The organism is Vicinamibacteria bacterium, assembly GCA_035620555.1.
GTDB lineage: Bacteria > Acidobacteriota > Vicinamibacteria > Marinacidobacterales > SMYC01 > DASPGQ01.
Map to the genome: position 1 here is coordinate 1 of DASPGQ010000180.1, position 11,938 is coordinate 11,938.

The 11,938-nt window shown below is 61.4% G+C and carries 7 protein-coding genes and 1 other RNA gene; 7 read left to right on the forward strand and 1 reads right to left on the reverse strand.

All coding sequences use genetic code 11. From position 1 onward, the window contains the following. Nucleotides 1-501: 501 nt before the first annotated feature. Nucleotides 502-853, reverse strand: a transfer-messenger RNA (tmRNA) gene (gene ssrA, locus VEK15_06925). A gap of 230 nt (nucleotides 854-1,083) precedes the next feature. Here ssrA and VEK15_06930 point away from each other — a divergent pair. The 7 genes from VEK15_06930 to VEK15_06960 form a co-directional block, all read left to right on the forward strand. Further along, nucleotides 1,084-2,331, forward strand: coding sequence for a hypothetical protein (locus VEK15_06930; GenBank protein HXV60407.1), 1,248 nt, complete (start codon nucleotides 1,084-1,086; stop codon nucleotides 2,329-2,331). Between the two features lie 165 nt (nucleotides 2,332-2,496). Beyond that, complete coding sequence (locus VEK15_06935; GenBank protein ID HXV60408.1) at nucleotides 2,497-4,758, forward strand: transglycosylase SLT domain-containing protein; 2,262 nt, start codon at nucleotides 2,497-2,499, stop codon at nucleotides 4,756-4,758. A gap of 69 nt (nucleotides 4,759-4,827) precedes the next feature. Beyond that, entirely contained in the window at nucleotides 4,828-6,012 is a 1,185-nt protein-coding gene (locus VEK15_06940) for an aminotransferase class I/II-fold pyridoxal phosphate-dependent enzyme (protein HXV60409.1), read from the forward strand. Nucleotides 6,013-6,015: 3 nt separating this feature from the next. After that, nucleotides 6,016-7,980 (forward strand): hypothetical protein, encoded by a 1,965-nt coding sequence (locus VEK15_06945; GenBank protein HXV60410.1) that lies wholly within the window; start codon nucleotides 6,016-6,018, stop codon nucleotides 7,978-7,980. A 352-nt stretch (nucleotides 7,981-8,332) separates the two neighbouring features. Next, entirely contained in the window at nucleotides 8,333-8,503 is a 171-nt protein-coding gene (locus VEK15_06950) for a Flp family type IVb pilin (GenBank protein ID HXV60411.1), read from the forward strand. A 249-nt stretch (nucleotides 8,504-8,752) separates the two neighbouring features. Continuing rightward, the gene (locus VEK15_06955) at nucleotides 8,753-10,486 is read left to right on the forward strand and encodes an ABC transporter ATP-binding protein (GenBank protein HXV60412.1); all 1,734 of its coding nucleotides are present in this window, start codon (nucleotides 8,753-8,755) and stop codon (nucleotides 10,484-10,486) included. 218 nt (nucleotides 10,487-10,704) lie between these two features. After that, nucleotides 10,705-11,938: ABC transporter transmembrane domain-containing protein (locus VEK15_06960; GenBank protein HXV60413.1), on the forward strand; the 1,234-nt coding region annotated here is incomplete at its 3' end.

Here is an 11,938-nt window from a genome sequence, read left to right on the forward strand (position 1 = left end):
CCATGTTGTCTTCCTGCTGCCCAAGTCTAACCTCGAACCGCGTCTCTGGCACTGTCGCGGACGGGCGGGGAACTGAGGTACTCGGCCAAGCTTTGGCCGAGACGGATAGTCTCCACTTCCGAAATGCCTCTTCGCGAAAGATCGGCCGGAGCCGGACTTCAGATACTTATCGAAACGGCTTGCACTTGCCGGATCCTGGAACTCGATCGCGACAACGAGAGTCCAGGGTTTGTACTTCGCTGTATGTGGTGACTGCCCGGCGTTGTGTCAATCAAGCCTTTGCAGAACGTGAGCCGTCAGACCAACATAATGTCGTTCGGGCTCGATGAGGCTTCGGAGAACGTAGACGAATCGTTTGGATAACGTACACATGCTAAGAGAGACGAGATCGGGATGCGAAGTCCGCCTTCGCCCTTCGGGCTACGGCGAGACAGCCTTCGCTCGGGAAGTTGGTTTACCTAGCCGAAGCTCGTCGCAGTGATGTCAGCAGACGAGCGAAGGTGGTGGAGGCGGCGGGAATCGACCCCGCGTCCGAAAACCTTCATCCGCAGCTTCTACATGCTTATCCGGTTCCCGCTCATCTCGCTCCCATCAGTCAGGATCCGGCAAGGACCTGATGGGAGCCATCCCCTTGATTTCGCCCGCGGCCCGGGGAGCTGCTTCGGGCTAGCTCGCCTTTAATGACGCCCTTTCCAACCCCAGCGAGCGAGAGCCGGAAGGACGTAGCCGTCTTAGGCGGCTAGTGCCAATTCGTTATTGGCAGTTGTGTTTTTGCCTCACCGTTTTACGAGAAGTGAGAAGCTCGACATGCCACTACGGAATCAGTTGTCTCCGTCGAACCCTGTTCGCCCCCTTTCGGAAGTGACAGATGCACTCACATTTTAGGCGTAACCGCGGTGCCGTGCAATCGGGTCCCTTTGGCCGAAGCTCGGTTTCACAGTGGACACAGGCAACGTCTTTGCTTATATTGACTTAAGTGGAAGCGTCCACGATAATGACGTAAAAAGCGGTCGTTGCACCCAACACAACCCGCATGAGGCGTGGATGCGCCTCTAACTGCGAAACTTAGGGAAGCGCGTTCCCATGAATCAAGATCAGCTACGTGCCAAGTCGTTAGCGCTGTTTCATGCGCTCGTATCCAATTGGGCAAACGATCTTCGGAAAGACGTCACCGGGCTGCAGGACGAGCTCATCCAGAAGCTCGACGCGCTCCAGGAAAGGATGTCGAAGTACGAGGAGAACATCGACGAGGATCGGATCCTTGCCTTCGCCAACGAAGCGATGGCCTCCGCCTCCAACGAAGGGGCCGCCGCCGCCCCGACGGCGGAGGCGGTCGATGGGGACGCGCTCAAGCGTCTCCGAGCATCGCTCGCGAATATCGACCGAGGCACGTCGCTCACCGAAGTTCTCACTCAGCTCCTGCAAGAGGCGTCTCAGTTCGCTCCCAGGGTGGCTTTGTTCATCCTGAAAGGGGGCTCCTGCATCGGCTGGAACGGCCGGGGCTTCGACCAGACGCCGGGCTTCAACAACGAAGCCATCAAGAAAGTCTCCGTCCCTTCGAGTGCCGACACGCTGTTCAGCGCGGTGATCCGAGATCGTGCCACGTTCCATGGAGATTCCAACGAGCATCGGGACAACGTACAGCTGTTGTCACGGATCGGAAGCGTGCTCCCGACGGCGGTGTTCGCGACTCCCCTGATTCTGAGGGACCGCATCGCTGCCATCGTCTACGCGGACACCGGTGACCAATCGGTTGGGCTGCCGAGCGCGGAAGCTTTGGAGATCCTGACTTCCTACGCGTCGAGATTGCTCGACGCCCTGAGCTCTCAGAAGACGGGCAAGCCAGAAGTGACCCCCACGCCGTCGCCGCCGGTGTATACGAAGAAGACGCCGTCGCATCCCACCCAAGTCGTCACCGACTCCGATCCGGGAACCCGGATCCTCAGCTCGCCTGATGTGAAGCCACGATCCGTGGAGCAGACACCAGCTGGTCCATCAAGTCCGGCTTCCGCACCCGTGGCGAAGGCTCCCGAGCCCGAGCTCGACTCGCTGGATTCGGAGAGTCGGAAGAAGCACGAAGAGGCCATGCGGTTCGCTCGACTTCTCGTCTCGGAGATCAAGCTCTACAACGAGAGCAAAGTAAGGGAAGGTCGTGTGACTCGCGATCTCTACGCCAAACTCAGGGACGACATCGAGCGCAGCCGCCAACTCTACAAGGAACGCGTTTCGGAGACCATTCGGGCAGCGACGAACTACTTCAACGAGGAGCTCGTCCGAATCCTCGGGGACGGGGACGAGGCCACGCTCGGCCACCCGCTGCCGCCGACGTAGCCCATCGGGCTTTTGGTCATCGGAGGTCGCATGCCGGTTCACCCCGAATGGGCACGGCATCGGAGGAACTCGGGGCCTGCAAGAATCACGGATTGGGGTTAGAATAAGAGACGCGGGATCGAGCTCGTGCTCTAACGTTGCGGGGCGCTTTTCCAGCAGACGTCGATGGATCGAAGGCTTAATCGGGGGCGGTTGGGGATCTTTCTTGCGATCGCGCTCGTCTTCCTTCTATTAGGTTTCGTCTCGCCTCCGCGAGCCGCACGCGAGCCCGCGGAAAGCGCATCCACCGCCAAGACATCCCTTCCCTGGGAGCCTCTCAGCCATCCGGATGACGGCCTTCGGGAAGTGAAGGTCATCATGCGGAATGGTTTGGCTCGGGCCTCTCTCGAGGAGCTCTCGAGAGTCCGCGAGAGCGGCGCCACGGCGACGGCTCGCGGTCTGGCTTCTTTTGCCTCGGGCTTGGTGCTCGCCGGGGAAGGTCGGACAACGGATGCGATTCGGTATTTTCGGGCACCCGAGGTCGACTCGACCGAGCTCGGCGGTTATGCCCTGTTCGAGATCGCGCGACTCTCCGAGACCACCGACGCCGACGGAGCGCTGCAAGCCTTAGCCAGGCTCACCGAAGAGTACAAGGACACCGTCCGTGACGGACAGGCCCGGCTCGCGATGGCGCAGCTCCTGGAGGCTCGTAAGGACGTCGCCGGCGCCATCGCCGTTCTCGAGCCCGCGTCTTCGAGCCGGGATGAAGAGCTCCGGGGGGACGCGCTCTACGCGCTCGGCCGCCTTCATTTCGAGAGGGACCGCCCAGTGGACGCCGTCGAGGTCCTCGAGAAACTGTACTACGGGATGCCGACACACCCCCGGGCATCGACCGCTGTGAGTCTTCTCACGAGCGCCCGTAAAGCACTCCCCGAGCCGAGTCCGGCGCATTATTACCGTCTCGGCTTGAAGCGCGCGGAAGCATTCCTGGAGGAGCGCCGTTACTCGGACGCCTACTCCGCGTTTCGCTCCGTACTGAGCCGCTACTCCGGCGTCGCCGATTCCGATCTCCTGTTTCTCCGAATGGGGGTTTGCCAGTACCGTCGCCGGCAACTGACGGCGTCCTTGACGGATTTCCGGAAGGTACGGCGAGAGGAGCTTCTTCCCGAGTCGCTCTATTATCAGGCCGAAGTAGCCCGTCGCCTGGGGTCGAGCTCTACGCATCTCGAGCTGGTGAATCGCCTCATCGAGAACTATCCGGCGAGTGCATGGACCGAGGAAGCGATCTACTCTCTCGCCTCCCACCAGGATACGAGTGGTGAGCGTGAGATCTCTCTGAGCTACTTCACCAAGCTCGTGCAAATGTTTCCGAGTGGGAAGCGGTCTCTCGATGCCAAATGGCAGCTCTTCTGGGACGATTTCCGGCACGGCCGCTTCGATGAGGCGGGCCTTGGTCTCGAAGAAGCGGCGCGGGAAAAACCGGGAGCGGAGGGTCTCGCACGAATACTCTACTGGTCGGGCCGATCGTTCCAAGAAGCCGGTCGTGTCGACCGCGCCGAGTCCCTCTATCGCCAGGTGCTCCTCGGCTACAAGAACACCTACTATGGGCGACGGGCGCTCGAGCGTCTCGGGGAATTGCGTGGCGATTCGTTCTCGCTTTCGGCGATCGAATCGGCTCGAGACGGCATCGATCTGAGAGACGCCCTTTCGATAGACCGGGTCGCCAAGCAGCAGCGTATCGCCCAGCTCGACGTCGTCGGCCTCGACGAGGCGGCACTCGCCGAGGCTCGGAGCGCCGTTCGCGGGCTCCGAGACGACGCGGCGTTTCTCGCATTGGCTGCCTGGATTCACCACGATCGTGGAAGGAACATGGAGGCGATCCGAACGATTCGAGAAGCGTTTCCTTTTCACGAATCCGCCACCGGAGACCTGTTGCCCCGGCCGATCTGGCTTTTGTTCTATCCCCTCGATTACTGGGACGAGGTGCAGAAATACTCCAGCCAACACGAGCTCGATCCGTTTCTCGTCGCGGCGCTCATCCGCCAGGAGTCCACCTTCAATCCGCGAGTCCGGTCGCGTGCCGGGGCTCGTGGCCTCATGCAGATTCTGCCCGCCACGGGAAGGGTCCTCGCCCGCCAGGAGCGCCGAAAGTACGCGCTGGCCGATCTCTACGTTCCCGAGATCAACATTCGTTACGGAACGCGCTACCTGAAGCAGGAGCTCGCCCGATTCGACGAACGAGTGGACTACGCGCTCGCCAGCTACAACGCGGGACCGAATCGCGTGCGAAGATGGACGGGCATGGACATGTCGCTCGACGCCGAGGTCTTCATCGAAGAGATTCCCTTCGACGAGACCAGGAACTACGTCAGGCTGGTTCTCCGGAACGAGATGCTATATCGTCGCCTCTACGGAGGGTCGGACTCCGAGGCCGCTGCCGACGAGTAACGGTCATCGCCGCTCGGGCCGACGGCCCTCACCCATAAAATCGTTCGAGCCGGTGTCGAAACATTACCGATGACCGATAAGGTACAACAAGCCGGAGCGGTGCGCGCTTCGCGCAAAGCCGCTCGTTTCACCGAATCGGTCATCCGGGAGATGACGCGTCTCGCTCAGAAATACGATGCCATCAACCTGGCTCAGGGGTTTCCCGATTTCAGTGCTCCCGATCCGATCAAGGAAGCCGCAGTGGCCGCCATCCGTGCGGACGTCAACCAGTACGCGATCACCTGGGGGGCGAAGCGTTTACGAGATGCCATCTCGGAGCGCACCCGCCGAGTCTATGGACTCGAGGTCGACCCCGAGCGACATCTAACGGTTACCTGCGGCTCGACCGAAGCCATGATGTCGGCGATGCTCGCCCTCGTCGATCCCGGCGACGAAGTGATCGTCTTCGAGCCCTTTTACGAGAACTACGGGCCCGATGCCATCCTCTCGGGCGCCGTGCCGCGCTACGTGACGCTTCACGAGCCGGATTTTCGAATCGATCCCGCCGAGCTCGAGTCCGCTTTCAACGCACGCACCCGCGCAATCATTATTAATACGCCGAACAACCCCACGGGAAAGATCTACTCTCGTGAAGAGCTCGAGGCCATCGCGGCGCACTGCCAGAAATGGGGTGTGGTCGCGGTGACGGATGAGATTTACGAGCACATCCTCTACGACGGGGCTCGGCATATTCCCATGGCGACGATCGAAGGGATGTCGGACCGAACGGTAACCATCAACAGTCTATCCAAGACTTATTCCCTCACCGGCTGGCGAGTCGGTTGGGCGGTGGCTCCGGATCCGTTGACCGACGCCATCCGGAAAGTGCATGACTTTCTCACCGTGGGGGCGGCGGCACCGCTTCAAGAGGCTGCGGCGGTTGCCTTGACTCTTCCCGAAAGTTATTACGAGCGACTGGCGAGCGACTATCAGGCCCGTCGCGATCGTCTCCTTTCGGGTCTGGGCGCGGCGGGATTCCGCTGCTATCGGCCGGGAGGCGCGTACTACATCATGACCGATATCTCGGGGTTCGGTTTTTCCGACGACGTGGCTTTTGCCCGCCATCTCGTGGAACGCGTCGGGGTCGCCGCGGTACCAGGCTCGAGCTTCTACCACCGTCGGGAAGACGGGAAGCAAAAGCTCAGATTCGCCTTCTGCAAGCGGGAGGAGACCCTCGCGGCTGCGGCGGAGAGGCTCGCGAGGCTTTCGGGCTGACCCTTGCTCACATCTGCCCCATTTCTCGTGCTGGCTCTCGCGGCTCAGCCGCGCTCCGCGGAGGCGGCCTACGAGCGCGCCAGGGCCCATCTCGAGACCGACGACGGTCGATCGGCCGAAGAATCGGCTCGCGAGGCACTCGAGCTTTCTCTCCGGTTCGTACCCGAGGAGGAGATCGAATCGCGTCCCGACAAAGGGCTTCTCTTCGAGGAAATGATTCTCGAAGCGCGCCAGCGTTATCGAGAGAGGCGCTCTCGGTATTTTCGCCTGCTCGGCGACGCGCTATCGGCGCAGGAGAAGTGGCGAGCGGCCCGAAAGGCTTACCGGCGCGCACCCTCTCCGGAGACTCTGCTCTTGATGGCGGATCATCCGGACCTGAGCATCGAAGAGCGGATCGAGCTCTTGCTCGACGCCCTATTGGCATCCGGTTCCGAGTCGGCGGCTTTGGAGACGGCGCTTCTGGAGACGGGCGCTTTTCGCTCTCGACACGCTCTCGATGCGAGTCTCGACCGGCGCCGCTTCGTGATACACGCACCGGAGCTTGGCGAGGTGGAGCTCCTCGATGGCGCTTTTCCGGAGATATCGGCGGTCACCGACGGGGGAACGCTCGTCACCGGCGAGCTCGCTCGAAGCGGAAGCCTTCTCGTCGTCTACGTGCCCCAGGAGCGCTGTGGCCGGTGCAGTGAAGAGCTCGATGCCATTACCCGCCCCGTTGCTTCGCTGATCCGACAGGGTATCCCGATCCAGGTGGTCGCCTTCGTCGACGAAGCCGATCTGCCCGTGGCCCGACGAATCGTGCGTCTTCTCGGGATGCCGGTTGCCGTGGGGAAGCGCGACTCGCTTCCCGCCGGGCTGCAATTCCGCGATGATGGGGAGGTCCGGATCGTCGCACGTGGAGGACTCTCCCAGATTCGGCTGCCGGTGCTGCCCGAAGGCGAGCTGCGCCCGCTCGTGGAAAAATGCTTGGGGCTTTTGGCCGAGCCGAGCCTTTCCCGGGAAGAGCGCGAAGCGAAGGGCCAACCGATCGTCACCCTCGAGCGTCAGGTCAACGAATACCGCACGCTATTCGATTGGATTGACCGGATCGACCGGCTCGAGGCCGGCCCTGCGCCTCTCGACGACCTCTACACCGAGCTCGGCCGGCTTGCCCAGCGCGTAATCCGGGGGGCGAGCGCGAGCCGGGCGCTCGGAATCGAGCTTCTCCAGGCTCTCTCGCGGCTCGATGGCGCCCAGGCGGCGAAGAGCCTGGCGCTCGAGCTCCTGGGAGAGAGGGTGGCCGACACGCTCCTCGACCGCTCGCGAGCCGTCGACCCGAGGGTCCGACGCACGGCATCGGACAACGTCGGAGTGTTCTACTCGGCCATCCAGAGTCCACGAGTCGCCCTCCAGCGCTCGTATTCCACCGACGAGGGTTTGCTCCACTTCAACTTCCTGCTCGAAGACAGTGGATCCGACCTCGAGCTCGTCTGGGTGGGAGCCGAGGAGGCGCCCCTCGGGGTGGACATCCTGGACGAAGGCCCGGTGTTCCATTTCGCGGGAGAGGCGGGCTGCCACGGTCTGAAGCTCGTCGCTGACGGGGAAGTCCGGTTCGAAAGCTGTGACGCTCGCATCCTCGACGGCGAGCTCTTAGAGGTCCGAAACGCGCTCGTCGATGACGTCGAGGGGCCCCCCCGATTCTACCGTCGCGGGGTCCTGTTGGAACGGGACGAAACGGAGCTCGAGCGCGGTCTCCGGCTGTTCCAGCAAGAAGATTTCGCCGCGGCTGCGGAAGCGTTCCAGCGCGCCATTGCCGAGATCGACGAGCAGGCTCCCTACGATGCGTCGGATCTCGTTTACGACCGCGCTCGTGCCCTCGAAGAGGCGGGCAAGCGTCTCGAAGCACTTGAGCTCTACCGCAGTCTCGGCGACGTGTCTTATCAATCCGTCGTCGACGAGCGAGCGAACGCCATCGAGACCGGGCACCGGTAGCCATTCATGCCCCGCGTTTCCGATTAACCGTCCGGCCTGCGCGGGTTCGCCAACTCTTTCTCGAACAAACCCTTCCGGCGACTCCCGCCACCTTGTCCGGACGAGTCCAGAACGATGGCCCGTACATTGTATCCTGCTGTGTTGGATAGACTTTAACCCATGTGTTTGCAACAGATAGAAGCACTAACGGAGACTTGAATCGTAACCTATTTAAAAATCAATAATTTATATCGTTCATCCCGTCTGGCACAACACTTGCTCTAGAGAGAAAGCGTCTACTGAGAGTAACGGCCCAACGTTCGATGGTGCGATAAGAGCCGCATCAGACGCATAGAGAAGGAGAAAACACGTGATGAAGCAGCAGATCATTCGGTTCTTCAGGGAGGAAGACGGACCGACGGCAGTCGAGTATGCGCTCATGCTCGTTATGGTGGCTCTCGCCATTGCCCTTGCTCTCCCGAACATTTCGCAAGCGGTGATCAACATCTTTACCGCCATGGCTAACGCCCTGGTGGTTCCTTAAGAGCAGACATCGCGGGATCGGAACGGGGGGTGATCCCCCGTTCCTTGTTTCCATCTTCCTTAAAAATCCTCACATTCTTAGACTCACCACACTCTTCTAGCACTCCATGCCACGGCCGCATCCCCTGGCGGCCCCGCCTTTTACTTCAGCCAAGGAAGGGCCGGCTCGCCCACAGCCCGTGATTCGCGGGTTGCTATACTGCAGCGTTCCCTTTGTCGAACGGGGGAGCTTCGAAGTGCCTGTCTCCTTATGAACGATCTCAAACGGCTCCTGCCTTACATCAAGCGCTACCCACAACCGATGGTGCTCGGCATGGGTGCTCTTCTGCTCGCGAAGGCCGCTGCCGTTCTCGCGCCCCAAGTCCTTCAACGCACCGTCGACGATCTCACCGTCGAGATAACGGTTCGGAAGCTCGCTTTTTACGGCGGGCTCATCGTCGTCCTTGCGATCGTCGAGGGGTTCTTTCGTTTCTGGATGCGGAAGCTTCTCATCGGCGTGTCTCGCTGGGTCGAGTTCGATCTGAGGGGAGACTTCTTCGGCCATCTGCAGAGGATGAGCCCCAGGTTCTTTCAGAAATGGAGAACCGGAGATCTCATGTCTCGGGCCTCAAACGACATCGGCGCGGTCCGCATGGTGCTCGGACCGGGAATCATGTATCCGGCCGAGACCGTCACCATCACCATCGGTGCCCTCGCCTTCATGGTGGCGATCAGCTGGGAGCTGACGCTCGTCTCGCTCACGCTGATGCCGCTCGTTTCCCTCGCGGTGAAGAAGTTTGGCGCGGTGATCCATAAACGATTCGAGGCGATTCAAGAAAAGATGAGCGACATCTCGACACTCGTCCAGGAGAACGTGTCGGGGATGCGGGTCGTGAAAGCCTACACGCAGGAAGCCGATCAGATGGCGCGTTTCGACGCCGAGAACGAGGACTTCTTTCGACGAAACATGAAGCTGGTAAGGCTCTGGGGTGCCTTCTACCCACTGCTTGCCGCTCTGATCGGGTTTGGTTCCGCGCTCGTTCTCTGGTGGGGCGGCCGCATGGTGGTTCAGGGGCGGATGACGCTCGGTGAGCTCGTCGCTTTCTTCGCCTATCTGGCCATGCTGACCTGGCCGATGATCGCCTTTGGCTGGGTGGTGAACATCTATCAACGGGGCGCGGCCTCGATGAAGCGCATCGCGGCCGTCCTGGACACGGCTCCCGATATCGTGGATGGCACGGAAGACGTCGAAGGCCCCCTCCGGGGTCGCATCGAGCTCAGGAACGTGTCGTTCCAGTACAACGGCCACCGTGTCCTCGACGGAGTCGATCTCGTCATCGAGCCGGGCCAGACGGTTGCTTTCGTAGGCCGGACCGGATCGGGCAAGACGACGCTCGCGAGCCTCGTTCCGCGTCTGTACGATGTCTCCGAGGGTGCCGTCCTCATCGATGGACACGACGTAAGGTCCCTCTCCCTCGAGACGGTACGTCGCGCGGTGGGTTTCGTCCCCCAGGAAAGCTTCCTGTTCTCCGAATCGGTCGGGGACAATATCGCCTTCGGTCGCTCCGCCGCTTCGCCCGATGAGATCGCGAGGGCGGCTACGCAGGCGGGCCTCGACGGCGACATCGCCGATTTCCCCGACGGCTACCGAACCCTCGTGGGCGAGCGCGGTATTACGCTCTCCGGCGGCCAGCGGCAAAGGGCGACCATCGCCCGCGCCCTTCTCGTCGACCCGCCGATCTTGATTCTCGATGACGTCCTCTCCGCCGTGGATACGGAGACCGAGGAGCGCATATTGAGAGAGCTTTCCGAGGTGATGCGCGAGCGGACGACGCTAGTGGTGTCCCACCGTATCAGTACGGTCAAGAGCGCGGATGTCATCTACGTTCTCGACGCTGGCCGGATCGTGGAACGGGGACGCCACGACGAGCTCGTCGAGCGGGATGGTCTCTACGCGAGCCTTCATCGAAAGCAGCTGCTCGAAGAAGAGCTCGAGCGAATTTAGCCGCGTGATGAGAAACCGCAGCGCATTTGTGCGAGCGAAGCGAGCCGGCCGGGAGGAAGCGGCCACGCCGAAGCGAAGGCGTGGGCCGCGGGAATCGTCCGCATCGGGCTACTTCGAGGGTATGAGATGTGAGCACGCAGTGCGAATAATCCGGCCGTCCTCCCCGAGCGAGGAGCGAGGGGAGCGAACGAGCCGAAGAGGCGAGTGAGCACTAAATAATGCCGTTTCAGGAAGAAGAGGCCCTCGGGAAGGTCTACGACGGTCGCCTCATGCGGCGGCTTTTGACCTACTTGAGGCCCTACAAGCTTCACGTCGTGGTCTCGTTCGTGTTCGTCGTCTCCGCGGCCGCGCTGAAGCTCGTGGGCCCGTTCCTGACGAAGGTGGCCATCGACGACTACATCGCTACCGGCGATCTCGCCGGCCTGAACGCGATCGCCGGCCTCTACGTCGTGGCGCTCCTGCTCCAGTTCGCGATCTCGTTCGGCCAGGTCTACATCATGAACCTTGCGGGGTTTCGCGTCATGAAGGATATGCGAGGAGAGATTTTCGCTCATCTCCAGCGCCTTCATCCCGCTTTCTTCGACAGGAACCCGGTGGGACGTCTCGTGACCCGCGTCACCACCGATGTGGACGCCTTGAACGAGCTCTTCACTTCCGGGGTGGTCACGATTTTCGGCGACGTCTTCATGCTTCTCGGCATCATGATCGTGCTCTTGTACCTCGATTGGCGCCTCGCGCTCGTCACCTTCACGGTTCTCCCGGCGCTCTTCGCGGTCACGATCATCTTCAAGCGTCGGGTGCGCACCGTCTATCGAAAGGTTCGAACTCGCATCGCCGCCCTGAACGCGTTCATCCAGGAGAACATCGTGGGGATGCAGGTGGTTCAGCTCTTTCGCCAGGAGGATCGCAAGGGGGCGCAGTACACCGAGCTCAATCGACAACACACCGATGCGAACATCGAGTCGATCCTCCACTACGCGATCTTCTATCCCGTCGTCGAGGTGCTCGGGGCGATCGCGATCGGTCTCGTCATCTGGTACGGCGGTGGTCAGATCCTTCTCGGAACGCTCACTCTGGGAGGCCTCGTCGCGTTCATTCAGTACTCGGAGAGCTTCTATCGGCCCATTAGCGATCTTTCCGAGAAATTCAACATTCTCCAGGGCGCAATGGCTTCTTCGGAGCGGATATTCAAGCTGCTGGACGCCGAGGTCACCGTTTCCTCACCCGAAGGCAGTCCTCGGGCGATCTCGGGGGCGGGAACGCTCGGTTTCGAGGATGTCTGGTTCGCTTACAAGGGCGAGAACTGGGTCCTCCAAGACATCGAGCTCGAGGTGGGTCGAGGAGAGACGGTCGCCATCGTCGGCCATACCGGTGCGGGCAAAACGACCTTGACGAGCCTCCTGCTCAGGTTCTACGACGTTCAACGCGGGAGGGTCGTGGTCGACGGTCTGG

What these genes read in the sequence shown, in the direction of transcription:
- VEK15_06930 (HXV60407.1), top strand. Translation starts at nt 1,084, where the DNA reads ATGAATCAAGATCAGCTACGTGCCAAGTCGTTAGCGCTGTTTCATGCG.
- VEK15_06935 (HXV60408.1), top strand. Translation starts at nt 2,497, where the DNA reads ATGGATCGAAGGCTTAATCGGGGGCGGTTGGGGATCTTTCTTGCGATC.
- VEK15_06940 (HXV60409.1), top strand. Translation starts at nt 4,828, where the DNA reads ATGACCGATAAGGTACAACAAGCCGGAGCGGTGCGCGCTTCGCGCAAA.
- VEK15_06950 (HXV60411.1), top strand. Translation starts at nt 8,333, where the DNA reads ATGAAGCAGCAGATCATTCGGTTCTTCAGGGAGGAAGACGGACCGACG.
- VEK15_06955 (HXV60412.1), top strand. Translation starts at nt 8,753, where the DNA reads ATGAACGATCTCAAACGGCTCCTGCCTTACATCAAGCGCTACCCACAA.